Source organism: Microbacterium enclense, from assembly GCF_004022425.1.
Classification (GTDB): Bacteria; Actinomycetota; Actinomycetes; order Actinomycetales; family Microbacteriaceae; genus Microbacterium; species Microbacterium enclense_A.
In genome coordinates this window covers 1-24,128 of sequence record NZ_RBZY01000009.1, presented here as the reverse complement: position 1 = coordinate 24,128, position 24,128 = coordinate 1, and the positions used below count along the sequence as shown (strand labels likewise).

Sequence of the window (24,128 nt, the reverse complement as noted above, 5' to 3'; positions counted from 1 at the left end):
CGAGGCCGGGCGCCCGTCAGTCATAACGCCCCTCCGCTCGCCACTCCCCCTCTTCGACGACGAGCAACCACGCACCGCCGTCGGCGTCGACCACCTGGAAGCGGTGGGCGCTGCGCCGTCGCAGCGGATCCCACCCCCGTTCGCTGATCGGCCAGGGACCTGCCCATTCGCTGATCCGCACCCGCCGCCCCCCGGCCTCGAGGATCGCCGGCGGGGCGCTCAGCGCATCGCGCTCCCCCACCGTCACCGACGCCCCCGCGATGTCGGTGACCTCCACCAGCCGCGGCTCGGGATACACCGTCGCCGGCAGCGGGTCGGGGAGGCTTCCCGGCCATGGCCGGGCTCGGTCTTTCGCCGTGACAGCCCGATCTCCCCACGGCACCAGCACCTGCCGCTCGGCCAGCCACCGCCCGCCGCCCACGACCGGGGTGACGACGGCGCGATGGCCGAGCATGGCCTGCACACGAGAGAGCGCGTGATGCACTCTCTCGTCGGGGCCGGCACCGAAGAGCCCCTTGGCGTGATGCGCGGCGTCATCGACCGCCTCGGGTTCGATGGTCACCCCGGCGACCCCGCTGCCGAAGATGCCGCGCCCGTCCTCAGCCAGCTGCCACCGCACGCGGTCGACCACGGCGCCCGCGTCGAACGACCCGGGGTGCAGCCACACGCGTTCGCTGCGCTCTCCGCGTTCGCCCGAGAGCACCACGCGCAGCTCGGTGCACACCAGGTTCTGCTCTCCCAGGCGCGCGATGAACTCCTCGGCGGCGATGCGCATGCCGAAGGCGATCTGGTCGGCGAGCTCGAGCGGCGGCTCGAAAGCGACCTCGCGGCGCAGCTCGGGCGGGGGCGTGCGGGGCTGCACCGGCTGGGAGTCGCGACCGGATGCCAGAGCGTGCAGCCGGGCCCCGCGCTCGGCGAAGCGCTCGCGGACGCGCTCGACCGGCATCGCGGCGAACTCACCCAGCGTGTGCACCCCGAGACGGGCCAGCAGACTCGCGAGGTCGGAGTCGTCGAGCGTGGTGACCGGAAGCGGGGCGAGGAACGCGGCGGACTGCCCCCCGGGCACCACCCGCACAGGGTCGTCGGCACGGGTGACGCGGGCGGCGTGCTCGGCGGTGAAGACGCCGTCGGCGACGCTCGCGCGGGCGTCGGCGAAGCCCTTGTCCGCAAGGAGCCGCACGAGCATGCGCGCCGCGTCCTCTTCGCCGCCGTAGTACCGCGCGGGCCCACGCGCCCGAAGGGCACAGAGTCCGGGGCGGACGATCTGCACCCCCGGGGCCCGTTCTTCCACCACCGCCACGACCGGCGCGAAGACGCGCGCATCGCGCACGGGATCGGCAGCGACGACGATGACGGACGGGCACAGCGCCTGCGCGTCACGACGCCGCTGACCTCTGCGCACACCCTGGGCGCGTGCCGCGGCAGAGCAGGCCACGACGGTGTTGTTCTCGAACACCGCCACAGGCGCGTCGGCCCGCGGTGGGCGCGCGGCCTCGCGGCGATACGCCAGCACCGGCCAGTCGGGAAGCCACAGCATGAGGCTGCGCGTGGGTTCGCCCATCATCCGGCCGCCCTCTGCCGGTACGGCGTCCCTTCGCGCGGGACGAGCCTCTCGGTGGGCGCACCGAGCAACTCGATCGACCCGTCGGCCGCGGGGAGCAGCATGCGGGCTCGACGCGCCGTGGGGGTGCGCTTGCTGCTGACCGACACCGTGAGCTCGCGCCCGGCCAGATACCCGTGACCGTATCCGAGACCCGCCCACCGCGGGTCGGCGACGTCGATCACCGCCTCGGCCTGCGGCCAGGGGCCCTGCACCAGCAGAACCGAGCCGCGATCGCGGAGCCGCGCCGCGAGCCGGGTCGCTTCGGTACCCCCGCGCGCGGTGTTCGCTCCCGCCGGTGGTCGCACAGCCACGACAGGCAGCACTTCGGCGATCGTCGCCGTCACCGCCAGCCAGCGGGGCCCGGGATCGGGGATGAAGACCAGCCGGTCGAGGTCGAGACCGTACTTCTCGGCGGCTTCGGCGCCGAGCTCGGGCATGCCGACGACCCCGCACCATGCCCCATCCTGAGACGGGCGGGCCATGAGAGCCAGCAGCAGCGACATGGACCGGGCGATCGCGTACGCCGATCCCGACCGTAGACCGCCGCCGGGGAGGAGCGAGGTGAAGGCGGGGTGCGTCGGCAACACCGGTGCGTCCATGCGACGCCCCTGCATCCGCTCGAGACGATCGCGGAGCGCGTGGATGTCCGGAACGGCCTCCGCCTGGTCTCGCACGATCGCCCTCACTCCCACAGGTTAGAACATGTGTTCTACACTCTCAATCCCTGTGGTTCGAAGATACGATCACCCTCCGACATCGCCCCCGGGGGCCTCACACGAGGTCGACGGTCCGCGCGATCCGGGCGAATCCACCCTGTTGCAGCACGAGCGCGGTATCGGCCATCAGCTCGGCAGCCGAGCGCGTCACGGTTCCCAGCCCCGCGACCTCGGCCGACAGATCGAAGGTGCGGGTGGCATCCCACACGACCGTCACGTCGTAGCCGAGGTTCCCACCCATTCGCGCCGTGGTCTCGACGCACATGTTCGTCTGGATGCCGCAGATCGCCAATTCCCGGATGCCACGCTCCCCCAGCCACGCGTGCAGGTCGGGAGTGCCGTAGAACGCCGAGTTGACGTCCTTGGTGATGAGGAGCGCCGGCTCGACCGCCGCGACCACGTCGACCAGGGCGTTGCCCGGCGACGAAGGATGCAGCGGCGACCCCTCCGATCGGGAGTCATGGCGGACGACGACGACCGGCTCCCCGTCGGCCACCCACCGGCCCACGAGCGCGGCGACGTTGGCCTCGCACTCCGGGTTGGCGGTCGGACCCCAGAAATCGAGGTCGTCGAAACCACGCTGCATGTCGATCACCAAGAGAGCACGAGTCATGTCTCCATCACACCACCGACCGGGATGCCACGCACCGCCGACCGCGAACCGTGCGGTTCTACGCCGCCAGCGCCAGGTACGGCTCCCACCGCGGGTCGGACTTGTCGACCCCGCGCACCGTCCAGGAGGATCCGCGCGGCGGGCCCGGGATCACCCGCAGCTCCCACATCATCTCCTGGGGCGTGCGATCCCCCTTGACGTTGTTGCAACGCAGGCAGCACGCGACGAGGTTCTCCCATGTGTCCTTCCCACCGCGCGAGCGGGGAAGCACGTGATCGATCGTCGACGCCGCTTTGCCGCAGTACCCGCAACGGTGCGCGTCGCGACGCAGCACCCCCCGGCGGGTCACCGGCACGCGCCGCGCCCCGGGAACCCGCACATACCGGGTGAGGATGATCACCGCGGGGCGATCGTACGTCCCTGCCGCCGCCCAGACCGGATCACCGTCCACGTGTTCGACGACGGTGGCCTTCTCGTTCATCACGAGCACCAGGGCTCGCTTGAACGACACGACGGCGAGCGGCTCGTAGCCCGCATTCAGCACCAGTGTGCGCATTCCGTTTCCTCTCGAATGGCCGAGACGGCTTCTCGGATGTTCGACTCGTGACGAGGGAAGAGACGCAGGGGCATGAAAAAAGGCGCCGTCTATACAGACAGCGCCTCAGAATTCGCGGCGAGACCGCGGCATCCGCTCACACGATGCCGAAGGACGAGCAGCCCGAGCGCATCCATGGTGCGGATGCGAGGCATGGTGTCCATCAGCGTTCCCTTCGGTTCTCCGAACGTCGCGAACAGGCTAACCCACGACGACACGCCCGGGGTCGGCTGCACAGGGAAACGACAGACGGCGTGTCGGAGAACGAACGTCACCGGCACGCCGTCCGAGCGGATGCGATCAGCCCGCGTTCTGCTGAAGCCAGGCGTAGGGGTCGACCACGGAGTTGTTGATGTGCACCTCGAAGTGCAGGTGGTTGGCGGTCGAGCTGCCGGTCGAGCCGACGAGCCCGATCAGCTGACCCGCGGCGACGGTCTGACCGGCCTGGACCTGCCGCGTGCCATAGGTCATGTGCCCGTACGTGGTGCGGACCTTCTGGCCGTTGATGACGTGCTCGATCATGACGCCCACGCCGTAGCCGCCGAAGCTCTCGGACGAGACGCTCACGACGCCGGCGGCGGCGGCGAAGATCGGCTGCCCCTGCGGCGCGAGGAGGTCGACGCCCTGGTGGTAGCCCGAGTCCCACAGGCCGCGACCGAGGATGTAGTTGGTCAGCGGCCACCGCACCTCGCCGGAACCGGGCGCGGTCATGTTGAGGTCGACCGGGGACACCGCGACGTTCGCGCTCGCGCTCACGCTGGCGGCGAGCTGACGCGCACGCTCGGCAGCGGCGGCGGCAGCGGCTTCCTGATCCTTCTTCTTCTGGATCTCCTCGGCGGTGGTGGCCGAGTAGCTGCTGCGGTCGAGGGTCTCGGCGTTCGCGTTGGAGGCGACGACGAGCGACTGGTTGTCGGGAGCCGACATCTCCTGCAGCGTCATCGTCTCGGCCGCCGGCAGAGACGCCGCGTACGCCGGGATCGCGACCGTCGCGACGAGGCCCGCGACCATCGACAGGATCACCGCACTGCGCAACGGCTTCGCGCCGCGTCGGAACGACGACCCGCGGGGAGCGGGACGGGCCGCGGCGGACGATGCGACGGCGGGGATGCGTGAGGGGCGGCGAGCGGGTCGGGTGACCGCGGCGCGCGCGCTCTTTCGAGTCTGACCCGTTGCGGGGACCTCGGGCAGGCCCGCGACGGGATCGGTGTGTTCAGCCAAGTTTCCTCCGGCGCCTCTGCGTTTCCACGCTGGCTCGTCAGCACTCGATTTTGGGGGCACGATGTGCGGGCTTCACCCTCTGCGGACGACGAGCCGGTGAGGCAAACCGCGAGGGGTCCGACGGCGGGCTTCTCGCCTGTGGACCTTCAGAGGCTACCCGAAGATAACGAAACTGTCACGCCTGGAGACGTGCCGTACAGAGGATGTCCCGGATACGACGACGCACGAGCGGGCATCACGCCTCGGCGACGAGGAAGATGTGCGAGGCGACCTCGACGGGCAGCTCGAGCCCCTCGTCGACCCCGTCCATCTCGACGAGGACGTAGCCCTCGTTGAAGCGATAGCTGCCCCGCGCACCGGGAAGAACGCCCGCCGCCTTCAGCTGCTGCAGGAGCTCGGGGTCGACCTGCGCCGGTTCGGCGAGACGTCGAACGGTGCCCGAGATCGGACCCCCGGCATCCGTGAGCTTGCGGACCAGCCCAACGACGCCCTCTTCGAAAGTGACGCTCGCGACGTCGCCGAGCTGATCGAGCCCCGGGATGGGGTTGCCGTAGGGCGACTCGGTGGGGTGTCCGAGCAGTTCGACCAGGCGACGCTCGACCTGCTCGCTCATGACGTGCTCCCAGCGGCAGGCCTCGTCGTGCACGTACGCCCAGTCGAGACCGATGACGTCGCTCAACAGGCGTTCCGCGAGACGATGCTTCCGCATGACGTCGACGGCCTTCTGCCGGCCGTCATCGGTGAGCTCGAGGCGGCGGTCTTCGGAGACGACGACGAGGCCGTCTCGCTCCATACGGCCCACCGTCTGCGAGACGGTCGGGCCGGAGTGACCGAGGCGCTCCGAGATGCGGGCGCGAAGAGGAACGATGTTCTCTTCCTCGAGCTCGAGGATCGTGCGCAGGTACATCTCGGTGGTGTCGATGAGATCGGTCATTCAGCAGTCCTCGGGCTCTGTGGCGGTGCTTCCAGCCTACCGACCCCCTCCGACACACGCGCCGGGCGCATCCGACCCCCGCCCTAGAATCGACGCATGCCGCACGTGGACCTTCCCGCCGACCTCCTGCCCACCGACGGCCGCTTCGGATGCGGCCCCTCGAAGGTGCGCGGTGCGCAGCTCGAGGCGCTCGTGACCCGCGGGGCCACCATTCTCGGAACATCCCACCGCCAGGCCCCCGTGAAGAACCTCGTCGCCAGCACGCGCGAGCGGCTCGCCGAACTCTTCCGTCTGCCCGAGGGCTACGAGATCGTCCTGGGCAACGGCGGCTCGACCGCCTTCTGGGATGCCGCGGCCTTCGGCCTCATCGAGAACCGTAGCCAGAACCTGGTCTCGGGCGAGTTCGGCGGCAAGTTCGCGGCGGCCGCGGCCGCCCCGTGGCTGCAGGCGCCCGACGTGCGCCGCGCCGAGCCGGGCACCCGTGCCGCCTTCGAGGCCGTCGAAGGCGTCGACGTCTACGCGTGGCCGCACAACGAGACGTCGACCGGCGTCGCGGCCCCCGTCACGCGCGTCCACGGGGATGCCGGCGCCCTCACGGTCATCGATGCCACCAGCGCCGCCGGCGGCATCGATTTCGACGTCGCCGAGAGCGACGTCTACTACTTCGCTCCGCAGAAGAACCTCGGCTCGGACGGCGGGCTCTGGTACGCCGCCGTCTCACCCGCGGCGATCGAGCGGATCGAACGCATCGAGGCATCCGGACGCTACATCCCGGAGTTCCTGAGCCTGAAGAACGCCATCGACAACTCGCGGTTGCAGCAGACGCTGAACACGCCGGCGCTCGCGACGCTGCTGCTCCTCGACGAGCAACTCGGGTGGATCCTCGACAACGGCGGCCTGAGCTGGGCGGGTGCCCGGACGGCGGAGTCCTCCTCCGCCCTCTACGAGTGGGCCGAGGCGAGCACCGTCGCCACGCCCTTCGTCACCGACCCCGCCGACCGCTCCCCCGTCGTCGTCACCATCGACTTCGACGAGTCGATCGACGCCGCGGCGGTCGCGAAGAGCCTTCGCGCGAACGGCATCGTCGACACCGAGCCCTACCGCAAGCTCGGCCGCAACCAGTTGCGGATCGCGACGTTCGTCTCGATCGAGCCCGACGACGTCCGTCGCCTCATCGCCGCCATCGACTACACGATCGAGCGGATGCCTCGGGCCTAGGTCCCGCGCCGATCGGAAGCCGTCCCACCGCGAGCGGGGCGGCTTCCGTCGTTCGCGGGGCGTCGAAGGAGGCCTGCACCGGAGCCGGGTCGCTCAGTAACTGCGCTCGTGCTCGTCGTCGTCGGCCGCGGCACCCTCGTCGTCCGCGTCATCTCCGTCATCGTCCGCGTCATCGTCGTCGTCGTCGGAATCCTCAGCGGATTCGTCCAGCTCGTCGATGTCGACGCCGTCGAGGTCGCCGGCGTGCAGCCGCGCCTTCGGCTCGTCGTCGTCATCGTCGTCGAGGTCGTCCTCGGCGTCGTCGTCCTCGTCGAGATCGTCGTCGCGATCGTCGTCATCGTCGAGATCGTCCTCGTCGTCCGGCGCATCGCCCGCCGCGGCGGCGGCCTGACCGGCCTGGTACTCGGCGAGGCGCTTCGCCCACGGGACCCAGTCCGGTGCCAGCAGCGCGCCGTCACCCGGCAGCAGCTCGGTCTCGAGCACGGTCGGCTCGGCGTCGGCGACGACCGCGACGGTCACCGTCCAGTGCCACCCGGGGTAGCCGGCCAGGCGCGTATGGAACCGCAGCGAGACCACGTCGTCCGCCTCGACGACGTGACCGGCCGCGGGGCCGACCGTGTCGGCCGGGGTGATCTCGTGCAGCGCCGCCAGCGCGAGGTCGTGAGCGTGGAGCAGGCGCTCGTCGGCGACGGGCTCAGGCTTCGAAGTCATCGGCGACCTTGCGCAGGACCGCGGCGATCTTCTTCGCGTGGGGTCCGCTGGGGTAGCGGCCGCGGCGCAGGTCGCCACCGATGCCGTCGAGGAGCTTGACGAGGTCTTCGACGATGATGGCCATGTCGTCGGCGGGCTTGCGAGAACGCTTGGCCATGCTTACGGGGGCCTCGACGACGCGCACCGAGAGAGCCTGCAGACCGCGCTTGCCATCGGCCACACCGAACTCCAGACGTGTACCGGCCTTGGGCCCGGGGGTCCCGGCGGGCAGGGCTGTGGCGTGCAGGAACACGTCCTGGCCGTCATCGGTCGTGATGAAGCCGAAGCCCTTCTCGTCGTCGTAGAACCTGACCTTGCCGGTGGGCATGGACACCTCGCTGGATGAGTGCGCGATTGCGCGGCGGAACGCGGGACCCGATCGGATCCCGGCCCCTCAGCCTACGCCACGGCCGGCAGGCAGTAGGCTGACGACGATGAGCACGCGCACCCCCGACGGCGACGTCCCGATCCGTCGCATCGACCGGATCCTCGCCTTCATGTCGATCGGTCTGCTGGTCCTGTCGGTCGTCTGCTTCTTCGCGATCATCATCGGGTCCACCGCCGGAGCCGACATGGGCGCGGGCGTGTGGCCGACGATCGGGGTCCTCGTCTACATCGCGCCTCCCGTGGCCTTCGCGTGCCTCGTCGCGGTGCTCATCATGAGCTTCGTGCGAAGGGCACGCGCGAACAAGGGACGCTGACGTGCCCGAGACCTCCGACCAACGTGCGCTGGCGGTCTCGCTGAGCGCGTTCGACGACGAGTCGCTGGCCCGCCTCCTCTCCGAGCGCCATGTGTCGGCCTCGGCGACCTGGCGCGACATGTTCGACGCCGCCGATGCCCTCCTCGACCCCGCGTCGATCGCCCGCGCGCTGCCGCTCCTCGACCGCGCCGAAGCCGAGGCCCTCGTCGCGGCCACGGCCGACGGCATCCCCGCCACCGGTGGCATCCGCGATGCGCTTCACACTCGCGGCCTCGTGGGCGACGACGGTCGGGCGTACGCGGCCGTCGCGGCCGTCGTCCGCGACGCGATGCCCGATGGTCTCGCACCGACGCCGACGGAGCCCGCGCCGAGGGCATCGGATGACGCGGCGGCGGCCGAATCAGCGTTCACGAGCGCCGCGGCTCTCGCCGACGTCCTTCTTCTGACCCTGGATTCGCCGCTCGGTCGGATCGGTTCGGGGTCGCTCGGAGCGAGTGAGCGACGCCGCCTCGTCGAGGCCGGGGCCACCCCCACCCCCGAGGAAGCCGACTTGTTGGTCGGTCTGGGTGCCCGGACCGGTCTGCTCGGCTCCACCGGCCGCGCCTGGCTCGTGACCGCCGCCGGACGCACGTGGTTGCGGCTGCCCACCCTGGAACGCTGGGCCACGACCGCCCGGGCGCTGCGCGACGCACTCCCTCGCGCCTACCGCACCCCCGCGGGTGGATGGATGCCGCAGCCCACCTGGGCCGGGGCCACGCCGTTCGATCCCGCCGGGCCCGAGCGTGCCGCCCGCTGGACGCATCGCCTGCGCGCGTGGGGCCTGCTCGACGCGCACGGTGCGGTGCCCGCCTGGGGTCGCGGGCTCGCGGAGGGCGGCGATGTGGACACCTCGGCGCTGCGCGACCTGCTTCCCCCCGAGGTCGACAAGGTGTACCTGCAGAACGACCTCACCGCGATCGCCCCCGGACCGTTGGCGCCGCACCTCGACGTGCGCCTCCGCGGCATGGCGGCACGCGAGTCGCGCGCGCAGGCGTCGAGCTATCGCTTCAGCGCGGCCACCATCGGCGCGTCCATCACGGCCGGCGAGACCGCCGACAGCCTGCGGGAGTTCCTCAGCGGCATCTCTCTCACGGGCCTTCCGCAACCCCTCGCCTACGTCATCGAGCGCACCTCGGCGGAGCACGGGCGCGTCCGCGTCACCGCCGACACGGCATCCGGTCTCACCACCGTCCGCACGGACGACCAGACGCTGCGCCGCGCGATGGAAGTCGACACGTCCCTGCGATCGGTCGCACTCAGCCGCTCCGGGGACGAACTGATCACCCACGTCGCCGCCGATGTCGTGTTCTGGGCGCTGACCGACGCCCGCTACCCGGCGGTGGCCGTCGACGAGGACGGACGCCCGCGCACGGTCGAACGTGCGCGGATGGCTACGACCGAGACCCTCGACTCTCCCGACGACGTCTACGCGCCGCTCATCGCGCGCCTGCGGGCCGGAGGCGAGGATTCGGATGCCGCCTGGCTCGAACGCGAGCTCGACCAGGCGGTGCGGGCCCGCGCGCTGGTGGACGTGACCGTGCGCCTTCCGGACGGCTCGGCCCGCGTGTTCCGGCTGGAGGCGACCGGTCTCGGGGGGGGACGCCTACGCGGGCGCGATCGTGCGGCGGACGTCGAGCGGACGCTGCCGCTGTCGCACATCGATTCGGTCAGCCCTGCTTCCTGAGCACCGACCGACGACGCCCGCCTCGACGCACCGGTAGAATCGAACGCTATGGCTGACGGCCCCCTCATCGTCCAGAGCGACCGCACGGTGCTCCTCGAAGTCGCGCATCCCGATGCGGAGACGGCGCGGCACGAGCTCGCGGTCTTCGCCGAGCTCGAACGCGCGCCGGAGCACATCCACACGTACCGCATCACGCGGCTCGGGCTCTGGAACGCCCGCGCCGCCGGTCACGACGCCGACGCGATGCTGCAGACCCTCGACACCTGGTCGCGCTTCCCCGTCCCGGCGTCGGTGAGCACCGACATCCGCGAGACGGTCGGCCGATACGGTCGTCTGGTCATCGAGCGCGACGACGAGGGTGCGCTCGTGCTGCGCTCGACCGACCCCGCCGTCCTCGGCGAGGTCTCGCGCAACAAGCGCATCTCGCCGCTGCTGATCGGCCACCCCACCCCCGACAGCTTCACGGTCGACGCGTGGGCGCGCGGGCACATCAAGCAGGAGCTGCTGAAGATCGGATGGCCGGCCGAGGATCTCGCCGGCTACACGCCCGGGACGCCCCACCCCATCGATCTCGCGGAGGACGACTGGCAGCTGCGTCCGTACCAGCGGCAAGCGGTGGAGTCCTTCTCCGAGGGCGGCTCGGGTGTGGTGGTGCTTCCGTGCGGCGCGGGGAAGACCCTCGTCGGGGCGGGGGCCATGGCCCAGACGCGCACGACGACCCTCATCCTGGTGACCAACACCGTCAGCGCTCGTCAGTGGCGTGACGAGCTGCTCCGCCGCACGAGCCTGACTCCCGAGGAGATCGGCGAGTACTCCGGTCAGTCCAAGGAGATCAAGCCGGTCACGATCGCGACGTACCAGATCCTGACCGCCAAGCGCGGCGGCACCTATGCCCACCTGGCTCTCCTCGACGCGCTCGACTGGGGACTCGTCCTCTATGACGAGGTCCACCTGCTTCCCGCGCCGGTGTTCAAGCTCACCGCCGACCTGCAGGCGCGTCGCCGCCTCGGGCTCACCGCGACCCTCGTACGCGAGGACGGCCGAGAGGGCGACGTCTTCAGCCTCATCGGACCCAAGCGGTTCGATGCGCCGTGGAAGGAGATCGAGGCCCAGGGCTTCATCTCCCCAGCTGCGTGCTACGAGGTGCGCATCGATCTCCCCGCCGACGAACGCCTCGAGTACGCCGCCGCCGCCGACGAGGAACGCTATCGTCTCGCCGCCACCGCGCCGGCCAAGATCGACGTCGTCAAGCGCCTGGTCGATCGGCATCCGGGCGAACGCGTCCTGGTGATCGGGCAGTACCTCGATCAGATCGACGAGCTCGCCGAGGCACTCCACGCTCCGAAGATCACCGGAGCGACCCCGGTCGCCGAGCGCGAGGAATTGTTCCAGGCGTTCCGCGAGGGCGCGATCACGCTGCTGGTGGTCTCCAAGGTCGCCAACTTCTCGGTCGACCTTCCCGAGGCCTCGGTCGCCGTCCAGGTGTCGGGTTCGTTCGGGTCGCGCCAGGAGGAGGCGCAGCGACTCGGGCGTCTGCTGCGGCCGAAGCAGTCGGGCCACACCGCGAGCTTCTATACGCTCATCGCGCGCGACACGGTCGACCAGGATTTCGCGCAGAACCGCCAGCGCTTCCTCGCCGAGCAGGGCTACGCGTACACGATCCTGGATGCCGAGGGGATCGGCGCCGCGGCCGCCTGAGTCGTATCAGCACGCGGCGTTTCTCGCGATATCCAGCGGTTCCTTGAGTGGAGTCACGATAATGGGCGCATGACAGCACCGCGCATCCTCGTCGTGGACGACGAACCCAACATCCGCGACCTGCTCATCACGAGCCTGCGATTCGCCGGATTCCAGGTCCGAGCCGTCGCAAATGGCGCCCAGACCATCTCGGCGGTCCTCGAGGAGGAACCCGACCTGATCGTGCTGGACGTGATGCTGCCCGACATGAACGGGTTCAGCGTGACCAAGCGTCTGCGCGGGGCGGGGTACACCGCCCCGATCCTCTTCCTCACCGCGAAGGACGAGACGGAGGACAAGATCACCGGCCTGAACGCCGGCGGCGACGACTACGTCACGAAGCCTTTCAGCCTCGATGAGATCGTCGCGCGCATCCAGGCGATCCTTCGCCGCACGATGCAGGCCGACGAGGAGTCGGTCATCCGCACGGGCGAGCTCACGATGGACCAGGACACGCACGACGTCAGCGTCGGCGACGTCTCGATCGACCTCAGCCCCACCGAGTTCAAGCTCCTGCGCTACCTGATGCTCAACCCGAACCGTGTGCTGTCGAAGGCGCAGATCCTGGATCACGTCTGGGAGTACGACTTCAACGGGGATGCCGGCATCGTCGAGAGCTACATCTCGTACCTGCGTCGGAAGATCGACCCGCACTCGTCCGAGCCCCTGATCCAGACCAAGCGAGGCTTCGGCTACATGCTGAAGTCCGGCAAGACCGCCTGAGCGGGAGAGCCATCCTGGAGAACACCGACGATGCCCTGACGCACTGGTGGCGCCGGCTCAGCCTCCGCACGAAGGTGACCGGCGTCACGGTGACGCTGCTCGCCGTCGGACTCATCGCTGCCGGCATCGGCACGCTGGTGTTCCTGCGCACGACGCTCATCAACAACCTCGATGAGCAGCTCGGCCAGCAGGCGGCGGGCAACATCGCCAACAGCATCTTCGTGACGAACGACGTCGACGGTCAGCTGACCTTCACGCAGGTCGACAACGCCCCGCAGATCGGGTCGATGGTGGTGGTGTACGGACCCGACGGCCAGCGCGTGGCCTTCTACAACGGCACGTCCATGAAGACCGTGCCCGAGCTGCCCGAGGCCTTCACGGTCGAGCAGACCTACAGCCAGGTCGATCGCCGCATCGAACTCGACGACCCGGTCTCGGGTCAGCACTTCCTCGCACGCGTGGGGCTGCTCCAGGTGCCGGGGAACAACGGCATCTACACGCAGATGGTCGTGCAACCTCTCGCCCCGACCGACCGGATCGTCGCGGCCTACGTCGGCATCTACGGTTTCGTCGCGCTGCTGATCCTCATCGCCAGCGCCCTACTGACCCGCGCCCTGGTGACACTGACCTTCCGCAGCCTCGGCCAGGTCGAGACGACGGCGATGGACATCGCCGCGGGCGACTTCAGTCAGCGCCTGACCGATATCGTCCCCGACACCGAGGTGGGCCGGCTCAAGGCGGCCATCAACGCCATGCTCGCCCGCATCGACGGCGCCCTCAATCAACGGGATGCCACGGTGCGGCAGATGCGCCGCTTCATCGGTGACGCGAGCCACGAACTGCGCACTCCGCTCGTGACGATGCGCGGGTACGCCGAGCTCTACCGCATGGGAGCGATCCGCTCCGATGAAGACGTCGCCCAGGCGATGGAGCGCATCGAGAAAGAAGCGATCCGGATGGGCGCGCTGGTGGAGGACCTCCTCGCCCTCGCACGCCTCGACGAGCGACGCGACGTGGCGATCACCGCCCTCGATCTGCGTCCGATCGCGAGGGATGCCGCGCTCGACCTGCGTGTCACGTCCCCGCAGCGCGAGGTGACGGTCGACGACACCACGAGCCGCGCCGCCATCGTGCTGCCGGTGATGACGCTCGACGCGGAGCCCACTGCCGAGGACCCCTCGTCCTCGTCGGGCCGGCGACGGAGCGCCCCGACCACCTCCGCGATGGCGATCGCCGGTGCAACGCTGTCACGGCTGCGCCGCAGGCGGGAGACGGCCGCCGACCCCGCCTCGGGCGAGGTGGGGAATGCCTCCGGAACCGCCGCTGAGACCACGACGCGCCCCCGCCGGGCCGCCCGCCTCGCTCCGATCGTCCTCGGCGACGAGAACCGCGTCCGGCAGGTGGTCGCCAATCTGCTCGGCAACGCCCGACGATTCACTCCGGACGACTCCCCGATCGACCTGCGGGTCGGAGTGGATGCCGGAAGCGACATGGGCTGGATCGAAGTCATCGACCACGGCGAGGGCGTGCCCGAGCAGATCCGCGAGCAGATCTTCCAGCGCTTCTGGCGCGCCGATACCTCGCGCACGCGCGAGACCGGCGGGTCCGGACTCGGCCTGTCGATCGTGGCATCCATCGTCGACCTTCTGCACGGAACCGTCGAGGTGTTCGACACACCCGGCGGTGGTGCCACGTTCCGTGTGTCCTTGCCGCTCGCCGAGCGACGGGATGCCAGCGAACACGCGCTCATCACGACGCAGCCGCTCGAGCGGCTTCCCGACGAAGTCCGCGCCGACGTCGACACCGCAACGTCCTGACCGTCGCCCGCGCTCGTCGACCGGAGCCATCTGACCGCCCCGGCCCCGCCCACACGGACCTTCGTCCGAAGTCAGCCCCTCCCGGTGACGCGAGAACGCCCCCTCCCGAAGGAGGGGGCGTTCTGACGTGTTGCCTCGGCGTGGATCAGAAGTCCATGCCACCGGTGGGGTCGGCGGGCGCAGCCGCGGCCTTCTCGGGCTTGTCGGCGACGACGGCCTCGGTGGTGAGGAAGAGACCGGCGATCGACGCGGCGTTCTGCAGCGCCGAGCGGGTCACCTTGGCGGGGTCGATGATGCCCTGCGCGAACAGGTCACCGTACTCGCCCGTCGCCGCGTTGAGGCCGTGGCCCACGGGGAGCTCCGAGACCTTGTTCGCGACGACACCGGGCTCGAGACCGGCGTTGAGCGCGATCTGCTTGAGCGGGGCCTCGATGGCGACGCGGACGATGTTCGCACCCGTGGCCTCGTCACCCACGAGCTCGAGGTTCGCCAGAGCGGTCTTGCCGGCCTGGATCAGCGCGACACCACCACCGGCGACGACACCCTCTTCGACGGCCGCCTTGGCGTTGCGCACGGCGTCCTCGATGCGGTGCTTGCGCTCCTTGAGCTCGACCTCGGTGGCTGCACCGGCCTTGATGACGGCGACGCCACCGGCGAGCTTGGCGAGGCGCTCCTGGAGCTTCTCGCGGTCGTAGTCGCTGTCGGTGTTCTCGATCTCGCGGCGGATCTGGGTCACGCGACCCTCGATCAGCGCGGAGTCACCGGCACCCTCGACGATGGTCGTCTCGTCCTTGGTGATGATGACCTTGCGCGCACGGCCGAGCAGGTCGACCGTGGCGTTCTCGAGCTTGAGGCCGACCTCTTCGGTGATGACCTGGCCGCCGGTGAGGATCGCGATGTCCTGCAGCTGCGCCTTGCGACGGTCGCCGAAGCCGGGAGCCTTGACGGCAACCGACTTGAAGATGCCGCGGATCTTGTTGAGCACGAGCGTCGCGAGAGCCTCGCCCTCGACGTCCTCGGCGATGATGAGGAGCTCCTTGCCCTCCTGGATCACCTTGTCGACGATGGGCAGAAGGTCCTTGATGTTGGAGATCTTCTGGTTCGCGATCAGGATGTAGGGGTCTTCGAAGACCGCCTCCTGGCGCTCCGGGTCGGTGACGAAGTAGGGGTTGATGTATCCCTTGTCGAACCGCATGCCCTCGGTGAGCTCGAGCTCGGTGCCGAAGGTGTTGGACTCCTCGACGGTGACCACACCCTCCTTGCCGACCTTGTCGATGGCCTCGGCGATGAGCTCGCCGATCGCCGGGTCGGCGGCGGAGATGGACGCGGTCGCAGCGATCTGCTCCTTCGACTCGACCTCCTTGGCCGAGGCGAGCAGCTCGTCGGTGACGGCCTTGACGGCCTTCTCGATGCCCTTCTTGAGCGAGATCGGGTCGGCGCCGGCGGCGACGTTGCGCAGGCCCTCGCGAACGAGCGCCTGAGCGAGGACGGTCGCGGTGGTGGTTCCGTCACCGGCCACGTCGTCGGTCTTCTTGGCGACTTCCTTGACCAGCTCGGCGCCGATCTTCTCGAACGGGTCGTCGAGCTCGATCTCCTTGGCGATCGAGACACCGTCGTTCGTGATGGTGGGAGCGCCCCACTTCTTCTCGAGCACGACGTTGCGACCGCGAGGGCCCAGGGTCACCTTGACGGCGTCGGCCAGCGTGTTGAGGCCGCGCTCGAGACCGCGCCGGGCCTCTTCGTCGAAAGCGATGATCTTTGCCATAAGTGTGTCGTCCCTCCCGGACGGGTGACTTCCAGATTTGGCACTCGACGAAAGCGAGTGCTAACTCATTCTGGCACTCGCCCCTGGTGAGTGCAAGCCACACGAACGGCGTGACACGACGACGCCGCGGCCTCCGAGAACGGAGGGCCGCGGCGCGCGTGAAGGCGACGGGACTCAGGCGATCAGGCGGACCGATTCGGCCTGCGGACCTTTCTGTCCGGAACCGACGGTGAACTCGACGGACTGCCCCTCTTCGAGGACGCGGAAACCCGACATCTCGATGTTCGAGTAGTGGACGAAGACGTCCTGCCCGTCCGTCACGGTGATGAAGCCGTAACCCTTCTCGGCGTTGAACCATTTGACGGTGCCCTGCGTCATGCGAATCTCCTGTTGCTGAACGACGAGGTCATCGTAAGCACGCGCACCCCCGCCGTTCCGGCCGCGGAAAGCATTGTTGACACGGCGGCATCCAACTTTTTACGCCGCGGAAACACGGGGGGCGCCGGGGGTCAGGACGAAGGTTGACCGGCCGCACGGTCGAGCCCGATCACCACGATCAGGCGCTTCTCGGCGCCCTCGTCGTCGGCGGTGTCCGGGTCGTCGGTGGGTTGGAGGAAGTCGCTCTCGGCGACACTCGCCCCGCCGATGGCCTCGGCGAGACCGCGTGCGGCCGCCTCGTCCTCCGGAGCTCGGTAGTACACCGTGGTGGTGGCGAAGTCGGTGGTGTCGGAGTCACCGGTCTGAACGCTGTCGCCCGGCCACCCGAGAGCGACGATCCGGTCGCGCAGGTTGCCCGCGAGCCCCTCCTCGGCGGTGCCGTTCAGGACGACGACCGTGTACGAGGTGTCGATGGCGGCCGGGGTCGTCTCCGCGACGGTGGGCGTCGGCGCGGGGTCGGAGGCGGGCGAGATCCGACCGGATGCCAGGAGCACGCCGAAGATGCCGACGATGACGAGCACGACGGTGGCGAGCGCCGCCCAGAGGAAGACCAGCCAGCTGCGGGATCGCGGCCGCTCGGCCCGATGGGCGCCGACGCGGCCCGTACCGGCCGGGATCTCGTCGAAGCGATCCCGCGGGAAGGTCGTTCTGGGCATTGGACGATGCTATCCGGCGACGGCTGAGCGACCCGTCAGCGCGACGCCGCGCGCCCGAGGCGGGCACGGTGCTGGGCGGCCGCGTCGTCACGGCGGCGTCGCAGGCGCCGCACGAGCATCGGTTCGTGCGCCAGAGCGTCCGGATCGTCGAGCAGCCGGCCGAGGAGCTGGTAGTAGCGGGCTGGCGCGAGATCGAACTCGGCCCGGATCGCCTCTTCCTTCGCCCCACCGTGGCGACGCCACTCGCCCTCGAAAGCGAGGAAGGCGCGGTCGCGGTCGGAGAGAGGCACGCGAGAACGTTACTGCGCGCGGTACGCGGATCCCGGATGCCACGCCACCCACGCACCGAGCGGATCGACGCTGGCGAGAACGTCGCCGTCGAGCGCGAGGGCGAAGCCGCCCGGGCGCAACGCCGGCGTCGCGTTCCACGCGTCGTGGAGGCCGATGGCATCCAGGGTCACCCACCGCCCGGCGGCGCGGGCCGCGGCGACGATGTCTCCGCGATGCCGTCGCGGGACATGGGCGAGCACGCCCGGTGTCGTCACCACGACTGTGGCGTCGCGCGGCGCGCGGGCGACGAGGTCGGGCAGGGCCGCGGCCCCGTCGCCGGCGACGAGCAGGGGCGGGTCGTCCGCGGCGATGTCCAGGGACGCGGAGATCCGCTCGCGCCGCCCCTCCTCCCCCGGCCACACCAGGCCGGTGAGCCAGGCGCGGTCGCGGTCGTCGCGGGCATCGAGCGGATGCAGGTCGATGCCCGCCCGCCACACGATCTCGGGCAGCCGCAGCGGAGGCTCGCCCTCCACCTCGGACTCGAGGACGACGGCGCTCGCCCCCTCCGCCGGGTCGAGGCGCGTGACGGCGCCGTGCGGCGTGCGGAACCGGTACGAATAGCGGTCCGGGTACAGGCACAGGCCCGCGCTCGCGCCGATCTCGATCAGCGCGATCGGACCGTCGACGAGCGACAGCGCGGGAAGCAGCGCCGCGCAGCGCAACGGCTCGTTGGTCTGCACGGTCCGCCGACCGCACTCGGCGACGATGGCATCCGCGTGTGACGCGACCCAGTCGGCCCAGAGATCGCCGGTCGCCGGGGGCGCCCCGAGCAGGCGCAGGACGGCGAAGACGAGCGGGGGCTGGCGGTGCGTGTCCGGAATCCGGGCCAGGACCCCAGCGATGTCCGGATCGACGGCGACCCGCCGCGCCCACTCCTCGTAAAGAGGAGAACGCCCCGGCGCCTCCTCGCGGGCGAACCGCCCGTAGCGGGCGACGACGGCGGTCACGGCATCCTGGTCCACCCGGTGATTATGCCGTCCGGGCCGCCGCTGTCTCCGGAGGCGAGACAATGGAGGGGAAGAAGGAGACGATTCATGACCTACGCCGTCGAGAAGTCCGACGACCAGTGGCGGGCCGAGCTCAGCCCCGAGCAGTACGCGGTCCTGCGCCAGGCCGGCACCGAACGAGCCTGGACCGGCGAGCTGCTCGACGAGAGCCGCGCCGGCCTCTATGAGTGCGCCGCCTGCGGCGCCGAGCTGTTCCAGAGCGGAACCAAGTTCGACTCGCACTGCGGATGGCCGAGCTTCTACGAGTCGGTGCGACCCGAGGCGGTCGAGCTTCTCGAGGACGACAGCCACGGCATGAAGCGCACCGAGGTCCGGTGCGCCAACTGCGGTTCGCACCTGGGCCACGTCTTCCCCGACGGATTCGGTACGCCCACCGGTGACCGCTACTGCATGAACTCGCTGTCGCTGAACTTCACCCCCGCCGACGAGGCATGAGCGCGCTGGAGGCGATGCGCGACCGCCGGTCGTGGTCGAAGGTCACCGACCTCGCCCCGACCGGGCCCGAGCTCGAGGCGTTCGTCGCGGCGGCCGGCCGCGTCGCTGATCACAAGTCGCTGCGGCCGTGGCGACTGATCGAGATCCGTGGCGACGACCGCGATGTCCTCGCGCGGGCGCTTAACAAGGCGGACGGCAAGAAGGGCCTGTCGTCAAAGCCCCGACGCGCGCCGCTTATCATCGCGGTGGTGGCAGATCTTCGCTCCAAGAAGATCCCGGCCTGGGAGCAGGAGGCCGTCGCCTCCGGTGTCGCCCACATGCTCAGTCTCGCGCTCGACGAAGCCGGTTTCGGCGTCTTCTGGCGCACGGATGACAACACCCGCAGCAGGGTGCTCGCGAAGGCGCACGGCCTGTCGAAGGGCGAGGTGCTCCTCGGGTGGCTGTACGTCGGGGGCAAGCCGATCCGCTCACGCGAGACCCGGCGCAAGACCGTGGATGCCGCGAAACACCTCTCGCGCATGCCGAGCGGCAAGAAGCGGCGGAAGGTCGACGAGACGCGACTCTGACCCGGACGTGGCGGCGGTGCCCTCAGCGTGATCGCCGGCGGCGCCAGGGCACCGCCGCGACGACGACCCCGGCGATCGCCACCGCCGCGGCGAGGATGGCGAGCGGCGTCGGCGGAGCCGCGGGCGCGGGCCACAGGGCGTCGAGCACCACCGAGGTGGTGAGCAGTCCCACGACCGAGCCGAGGCCCAGGACCAGGACGCCCGTGCGCTGCACGATCACCGACGACAAGAAGATGTAGACGACGCCGATCGGGCCGCCGAGGTACAGCCAGGGATCGGCGGGGAGCGCGCGGGGCGCGCCGACGATGGCGCCGTGCACGAGCGCGGCGACGACGAGCACCGCCGTGCCACCGGCGAAGTTGACCACGGTGGCCGCGAGCGGGCTCTGCACCCGCAGACGCAGTCGCCCGTTCGTGCCCTGTTGCCACGCGACGCCCGCGCCGGCGATCACGGGGACGACGAGCATCCACACCGGGATGCCACCCACCCGGTCGCCCAGGAGCGAGACGGCCACCCCGGCGAGCGCGAGCAGCGCGCCGATGACGCGGCGCACGGTCACCGGGACGACTCCGGCAGGACCCTGTCCGAAACGGTCGAGGAGCAGCCCGCCGGTGGTCTGGCCCGCGACGAAGCCGACCGTGAACAGTGCGACGCCGATGGTGGCGACGGCGAGCCCCTGGCTGGCGACCGTGAACGCCCCGGCGACACCACCGAGCAGCATCCAGCCCGGGACGGAACGCTCGCGCACCGCCGCGACGAGACGCCGCAGGCCGGCACGGCCGGCCGGGAGAACGGCCGCGAGGATCAGCACCACGACGAGTCCCGACCCGAACGAGATGCCGCCCGCGAGCACGCCGTCGCCGAGCTCCGCCCCGAGCGATCCGTTCACGCGCGCCTGCACTGCCGTGAGCGCGCCGATCGGCACGGCCCCGAGAACGGCGATCCCGGGGAATCGTCGCTGAGACATGGATCCTCTTCTCCGGGCACCGCTCGCGTCGCGCGCCGTCGTCGATCGTACGTGCCCGCGTGCCGGTGTGGACCGGACGGCTCGCATGCGCGAGGCTTTCCGCGTGCCCCACCTCAGCGCCGGTCCCGATGACGTCTCCGGAATCCTGTCCCAGCTCACCGCCACGCGAGCCGACCGCGAGTTCCTCGCCGGTGTCGAGCTGCACCTCCCCCGGCTGCACGACCTGTTCCGCCGGCTCTACGGCGACCGACCCGACGGCCTCGAGCGTCTGGCATCCGTCGTCGATCTTGCGCGCCGATCGTGGGCCGAGCGTCCCGCGGGCCTCAAGGAAGTGGATCGCGAGCGCGCGAGCACTCCGGACTGGTTCGAGAGCGAGCGGATGCTCGGCGGGGTCTGCTACGCCGATCGGTACGCCGGCGGGCTCCGCGGCATCCGGGAGTCCATCCCGTACTTCCGCGAACTGGGGCTGACGTACCTCCACCTCATGCCGCTGTTCGAGAGCCCCGAGGGAAACAGCGACGGCGGCTACGCGGTGTCGAGCTACCGGCGCGTGAACGCGGCCGTGGGCACGATGGAGGAGCTCGCCGACCTCGCCGCGGATCTGCGGCGCGCGGGTATCTCGCTCGTGGTCGACTTCATCTTCAATCACACGAGCAACGAGCACGCGTGGGCGCAGAAGGCGGTGGCGGGCGACGCGGGCTACGAGGACTTCTACCTCATCTATCCCGACCGCGAGATGCCCGACGCCTACGAGCGGACGACGCGCGAGATCTTCCCCGACGACCACTCCGGCTCGTTCGTGCAGCTCCCGGACGGCCGGTGGATCTGGGCGACGTTCTACCACTTCCAGTGGGACTTGAACTATGCCAACCCCGCGGTGTTCGAGGCGATGGCGGGCGAGATGCTGTTCCTCGCGAATCAGGGCGTCGAGATCCTGCGGATGGATGCCGTGGCTTTCATCTGGAAGCGCCTCGGTACGTCGTGCGAGTCCCTGCCGGAGGCGCACCTCCTCCTGCAGGCGTTCAACGCGGTGCTGCGCATGGCGGCGCCGAGCCTGCTGTTCAAGTCCGAGGCGATCGTGCACCCCGACGAGGTCATCTCGTACATCTCCCCCGAGGAGTGCCAGCTGTCGTACAACCCGCTGCAGATGGCTCTCACCTGGGAGGCGCTCGCGACCCGCGACGGGCGCCTGCTGCAGCAGGCTCTCGAGCACCGACACGCCCTGCCCGAGGGGACCGCATGGGTGAACTATGTACGCAGTCACGACGACATCGGCTGGACGTTCGCCGACGAGGATGCCGAAGAGCTCGGCATCCAGGGGTATCCCCACCGGCGGTTCCTCAACGACTTCTACGTCGGACGCGTCGAGGGGTCGTTCTCGCGCGGCGTGCCGTTCCAGGAGAACGAGCGGACCGGCGACGCCCGCATCGCGGGCACGACGGCCTCGCTCGCCGGGATCGAGGCCGGTGACGCGGGCGGCGAGGACCGCGTGATCCTCGCGCATGCCCTGGCCCTGTCCACGGGCGGCATCCCCCTGCTCTATCTGGGCGACGAGGTGGCGCAGCTCAACGACTACTCCTTTCGCCGCATCCCCGCCGAGGCCGGCGACAGCCGGTGGGTGCACCGCCCGCACCGCCCCGCACAGAACTACGCCGATCGGATGGATGCCACCACCCCCGCGGGCCGCGTGTTCTCGCGGCTGACGCGGCTCATCGACGTCCGCCGGTCGACACCGGAGCTCGCCGGGAACGAGCTCATCGCGTTCGACGCGCACATCGACTCGGTGGTCGCGTTCCTGCGCCCGGGCGACGCCGGCGCGGCGGTCCTCGTGCTTACCAACGTCGCCGACCACGCGATCGAGATCGACGCGCTGACCCTGTCGGGACTGGAACCGGATGCCGTCGACCTCATCGCCGACGAGCCCGTCGCACTCGCGGGCGGGCTGACGGTGCCGGCGCACGGGGTGCTGTGGCTGCGTGTGGGGGTGCGCTGACCGCCTTCGCCCTGGCGGGGACTCGTAGCGGAGCGGGCCACCCCCGGCAAGCGCTGGGCACGACCAGCGGGGCGCCTTAGCGTGCAGAGAGCTTTTTCGAAAGGACTCCATGCACCCTCGTCTCCTCGCCGGCCTCGCCGCTCTCGTCCTCGCGGTCGCTCCTCTCGGCCCCCCGGGAGCGGCGTTCGCGGCGGAGGCACCCGACTGCCTGGCTGTTCCAGGAAAAGCGGGGTCCGCGATCGATGTCACCATCGCCGGCTATCCCACGCGGACGCCCGACGCCTATCGCACCGTGGACGGCCAACGCGAGCCGGTCTACCGCGTCTCCGTCGGCGACACCCTGCGGATCCCGACCCGCATCACGAACTCCGGCACGTGCCACTACTGGACGTTCGGCGGCGACTTCACCGCTCTCGGGTACGACGCCTTCGACGCACCCGGCAGCAGCGCGTACGTCGAGGGTATCGGTGATCGCCCCTGGGCCACCGCGATCGGCGTTCCGACCTGGGACCCCGACCCGGATCGCACGCATCCGTACACCCGTAGGTCCGAGCGGCTCTACGTCGAGATCCAGCCCGGAGACACCGCGAAACGGCTGTGGCCGGTGACGGTCGACGATCTGCCGCCGAAAGGGGCTTACGCAGCCGTCCGCTTCCGCTACGACGGGACCGTGTCGGACCCGCCCCTCGCGGACAAAGCCGTGAGCAAACGCATCTGGCTCATGCGCAAATAGGAACGGCCCGGGTGCCGGCTACAGGACGTGAACCTGCAACCCCCGTTCGGGCTACTTCATGCCCCGCCGCATCCCGGAATGTCCCTCTGGCCTGGATATCGAGCCCGCAGAGACCTCGGAGGATCCCGCGGCAGAGTCGGGCACGATGCCCTCTCGCATCTGCCCGAGGCGCTCGGCCAAAATGCGAAAGCCGTCACTCGGCCGGCACGCTCCTCGTGCATACTCGGCCTCACGGGGTGGCGATGTAGCTGACGCACCAGGGGGGTGCAGTCGGCTGCCGGTTGGGCATGTCTCCGCTATCACGGGAAAATCACACGACTGAGCTCTCACCTGTCGTCGATCTCGCGCGCAACGGCGTCGACCATCGCACCCTCATCAAAGGGGCGGCATGGACACTGCCTGTCATTGCGCTTGCTGTCGCCGCACCGGCCGCAGCCGCCTCCACAGTGGATGCCGGTCCCTATATGCTCAACGGCTCGTGCGGCGCGACAGGCGTGCTCGGACCAGGGTTCACTTTGACTGCTAGCCCCGAGGCTCCCCTCCCGGTCGGCACCACCCTCGCCATCTCCGGCACGGGGGTCGCGAATATCGGTGTGTTCTCGGCCACACCCTCGGGCTACGCCACACAGACCCGCCTCAGCAGCACCAGCACCCTGTTCACGCTCACGACAGAGCTCCCGGCCGGGGCGACGATCGCGTTTCGCACGACCCTGTCGACCACCGTGCGGTGGACACTGCGCGCCACCACCACCCTTCCAGACGGATACACCGGCACCGGCGCCAAGTTCGATGCCACCGTCACATCTGCGCTCACTGGCTGCACCGCCGCCTGAGCCCAACCCGCGAATGCCCCTCCCGCACGCGCTGTGGGGGGGGGGGGGGGGGGGGGG

General features: G+C 70.1%; 25 protein-coding genes. 11 read left to right on the top strand and 14 right to left on the bottom strand.

Going from position 1 to position 24,128, the window contains the following annotated elements:
* Positions 1 to 16 precede the first annotated feature (16 nt).
* The 6 genes from D8Y23_RS03675 to D8Y23_RS03650 all read right to left on the bottom strand — a co-directional run bounded on the left by D8Y23_RS03675 (position 17) and on the right by D8Y23_RS03650 (position 5,679).
* Positions 17 to 1,561: a DNA polymerase Y family protein gene (locus D8Y23_RS03675; protein ID WP_128216871.1), complete on the bottom strand. Its 1,545-nt coding sequence runs from the start codon at positions 1,559 to 1,561 to the stop codon at positions 17 to 19.
* Positions 1,561 to 2,289: a hypothetical protein gene (locus tag D8Y23_RS03670; protein WP_240663761.1), complete on the bottom strand. Its 729-nt coding sequence runs from the start codon at positions 2,287 to 2,289 to the stop codon at positions 1,561 to 1,563. The genes D8Y23_RS03675 and D8Y23_RS03670 overlap by 1 nt, the downstream gene beginning before the upstream one ends.
* A gap of 85 nt (positions 2,290 to 2,374) precedes the next feature.
* Positions 2,375 to 2,932, bottom strand: a complete 558-nt coding sequence (locus tag D8Y23_RS03665; protein ID WP_128216819.1) for a cysteine hydrolase family protein — start codon at positions 2,930 to 2,932, stop codon at positions 2,375 to 2,377.
* A gap of 58 nt (positions 2,933 to 2,990) precedes the next feature.
* Positions 2,991 to 3,488, bottom strand: a complete 498-nt coding sequence (locus D8Y23_RS03660) for an HNH endonuclease (RefSeq protein WP_128216818.1) — start codon at positions 3,486 to 3,488, stop codon at positions 2,991 to 2,993.
* A gap of 339 nt (positions 3,489 to 3,827) precedes the next feature.
* On the bottom strand, positions 3,828 to 4,745 hold the full coding sequence (locus D8Y23_RS03655) for a M23 family metallopeptidase (protein WP_240663760.1): 918 nt from the start codon (positions 4,743 to 4,745) through the stop codon (positions 3,828 to 3,830).
* 235 nt (positions 4,746 to 4,980) lie between these two features.
* Positions 4,981 to 5,679 (bottom strand): metal-dependent transcriptional regulator, encoded by a 699-nt coding sequence (locus D8Y23_RS03650; RefSeq protein WP_128216817.1) that lies wholly within the window; start codon positions 5,677 to 5,679, stop codon positions 4,981 to 4,983.
* A gap of 96 nt (positions 5,680 to 5,775) precedes the next feature.
* Between D8Y23_RS03650 and serC the strand changes: the two genes are divergently transcribed.
* Positions 5,776 to 6,897 carry a phosphoserine transaminase gene (serC, locus tag D8Y23_RS03645; protein WP_128216816.1) on the top strand — a complete coding sequence of 374 codons (1,122 nt, stop codon included), beginning with the start codon at positions 5,776 to 5,778 and terminating at the stop codon, positions 6,895 to 6,897.
* Positions 6,898 to 6,990: 93 nt separating this feature from the next.
* Here serC and D8Y23_RS03640 read toward each other — a convergent pair whose 3' ends face one another.
* Together D8Y23_RS03640 and D8Y23_RS03635 are read right to left on the bottom strand one after the other, a co-directional pair.
* The gene (locus tag D8Y23_RS03640) at positions 6,991 to 7,608 is read right to left on the bottom strand and encodes a DUF3027 domain-containing protein (protein WP_128216815.1); all 618 of its coding nucleotides are present in this window, start codon (positions 7,606 to 7,608) and stop codon (positions 6,991 to 6,993) included.
* Positions 7,592 to 7,975, bottom strand: a complete 384-nt coding sequence (locus D8Y23_RS03635) for a cold-shock protein (protein ID WP_128216814.1) — start codon at positions 7,973 to 7,975, stop codon at positions 7,592 to 7,594. The genes D8Y23_RS03640 and D8Y23_RS03635 overlap by 17 nt, the downstream gene beginning before the upstream one ends.
* 106 nt (positions 7,976 to 8,081) lie before the next feature.
* Between D8Y23_RS03635 and D8Y23_RS03630 the strand changes: the two genes are divergently transcribed.
* The 5 genes from D8Y23_RS03630 to D8Y23_RS03610 all read left to right on the top strand — a co-directional run bounded on the left by D8Y23_RS03630 (position 8,082) and on the right by D8Y23_RS03610 (position 14,348).
* Positions 8,082 to 8,348, top strand: a complete 267-nt coding sequence (locus tag D8Y23_RS03630; RefSeq protein WP_128216813.1) for a multidrug ABC transporter ATPase — start codon at positions 8,082 to 8,084, stop codon at positions 8,346 to 8,348.
* 1 nt (position 8,349) lies between these two features.
* Entirely contained in the window at positions 8,350 to 10,071 is a 1,722-nt protein-coding gene (locus D8Y23_RS03625; protein ID WP_128216812.1) for a helicase-associated domain-containing protein, read from the top strand.
* Between the two features lie 48 nt (positions 10,072 to 10,119).
* Positions 10,120 to 11,769, top strand: a complete 1,650-nt coding sequence (locus D8Y23_RS03620) for a DNA repair helicase XPB (RefSeq protein WP_128216811.1) — start codon at positions 10,120 to 10,122, stop codon at positions 11,767 to 11,769.
* 69 nt (positions 11,770 to 11,838) lie between these two features.
* Positions 11,839 to 12,531 carry a response regulator transcription factor gene (locus D8Y23_RS03615; protein ID WP_128216810.1) on the top strand — a complete coding sequence of 231 codons (693 nt, stop codon included), beginning with the start codon at positions 11,839 to 11,841 and terminating at the stop codon, positions 12,529 to 12,531.
* Positions 12,532 to 12,605: 74 nt separating this feature from the next.
* Positions 12,606 to 14,348, top strand: a complete 1,743-nt coding sequence (locus tag D8Y23_RS03610) for a sensor histidine kinase (RefSeq protein ID WP_240663758.1) — start codon at positions 12,606 to 12,608, stop codon at positions 14,346 to 14,348.
* 145 nt (positions 14,349 to 14,493) lie between these two features.
* Here the strand turns inward: D8Y23_RS03610 and groL are convergent, their stop codons facing one another.
* The 5 genes from groL to D8Y23_RS03585 form a co-directional block, all read right to left on the bottom strand.
* Positions 14,494 to 16,113: a chaperonin GroEL gene (groL, locus tag D8Y23_RS03605; protein WP_128216808.1), complete on the bottom strand. Its 1,620-nt coding sequence runs from the start codon at positions 16,111 to 16,113 to the stop codon at positions 14,494 to 14,496.
* A gap of 174 nt (positions 16,114 to 16,287) precedes the next feature.
* A complete protein-coding gene (locus D8Y23_RS03600) occupies positions 16,288 to 16,491 on the bottom strand; it encodes a cold-shock protein (protein ID WP_128216807.1) in 204 nt (67 codons plus the stop codon).
* A gap of 131 nt (positions 16,492 to 16,622) precedes the next feature.
* Positions 16,623 to 17,207 (bottom strand): LytR C-terminal domain-containing protein, encoded by a 585-nt coding sequence (locus tag D8Y23_RS03595; protein WP_128216806.1) that lies wholly within the window; start codon positions 17,205 to 17,207, stop codon positions 16,623 to 16,625.
* A gap of 35 nt (positions 17,208 to 17,242) precedes the next feature.
* A complete protein-coding gene (locus D8Y23_RS03590) occupies positions 17,243 to 17,497 on the bottom strand; it encodes a DUF3263 domain-containing protein (RefSeq protein ID WP_128216805.1) in 255 nt (84 codons plus the stop codon).
* 9 nt (positions 17,498 to 17,506) lie between these two features.
* On the bottom strand, positions 17,507 to 18,499 hold the full coding sequence (locus D8Y23_RS03585; RefSeq protein WP_128216804.1) for a DUF2332 domain-containing protein: 993 nt from the start codon (positions 18,497 to 18,499) through the stop codon (positions 17,507 to 17,509).
* 72 nt (positions 18,500 to 18,571) lie between these two features.
* On the opposite strand from D8Y23_RS03585, the gene msrB reads away from it, so the two are divergent.
* Positions 18,572 to 18,979 carry a peptide-methionine (R)-S-oxide reductase MsrB gene (gene msrB / locus D8Y23_RS03580; protein ID WP_128216803.1) on the top strand — a complete coding sequence of 136 codons (408 nt, stop codon included), beginning with the start codon at positions 18,572 to 18,574 and terminating at the stop codon, positions 18,977 to 18,979.
* A complete protein-coding gene (locus D8Y23_RS03575) occupies positions 18,976 to 19,545 on the top strand; it encodes a nitroreductase family protein (protein ID WP_164878127.1) in 570 nt (189 codons plus the stop codon). Before msrB ends, D8Y23_RS03575 begins: the two co-directional genes overlap by 4 nt.
* A gap of 22 nt (positions 19,546 to 19,567) precedes the next feature.
* Here D8Y23_RS03575 and D8Y23_RS03570 read toward each other — a convergent pair whose 3' ends face one another.
* Positions 19,568 to 20,512, bottom strand: a complete 945-nt coding sequence (locus D8Y23_RS03570) for a DMT family transporter (RefSeq protein ID WP_128216802.1) — start codon at positions 20,510 to 20,512, stop codon at positions 19,568 to 19,570.
* An 85-nt stretch (positions 20,513 to 20,597) separates the two neighbouring features.
* On the opposite strand from D8Y23_RS03570, the gene D8Y23_RS03565 reads away from it, so the two are divergent.
* The 3 genes from D8Y23_RS03565 (at position 20,598) to D8Y23_RS03555 (ending at position 24,071) form a co-directional block, all read left to right on the top strand.
* Positions 20,598 to 22,505, top strand: a complete 1,908-nt coding sequence (locus D8Y23_RS03565) for an alpha-amylase family protein (protein ID WP_128216867.1) — start codon at positions 20,598 to 20,600, stop codon at positions 22,503 to 22,505.
* 109 nt (positions 22,506 to 22,614) lie between these two features.
* Complete coding sequence (locus D8Y23_RS16710; protein ID WP_164878126.1) at positions 22,615 to 23,238, top strand: hypothetical protein; 624 nt, start codon at positions 22,615 to 22,617, stop codon at positions 23,236 to 23,238.
* 515 nt (positions 23,239 to 23,753) lie between these two features.
* Positions 23,754 to 24,071: a hypothetical protein gene (locus D8Y23_RS03555; RefSeq protein WP_128216801.1), complete on the top strand. Its 318-nt coding sequence runs from the start codon at positions 23,754 to 23,756 to the stop codon at positions 24,069 to 24,071.
* Positions 24,072 to 24,128: the final 57 nt, after the last annotated feature.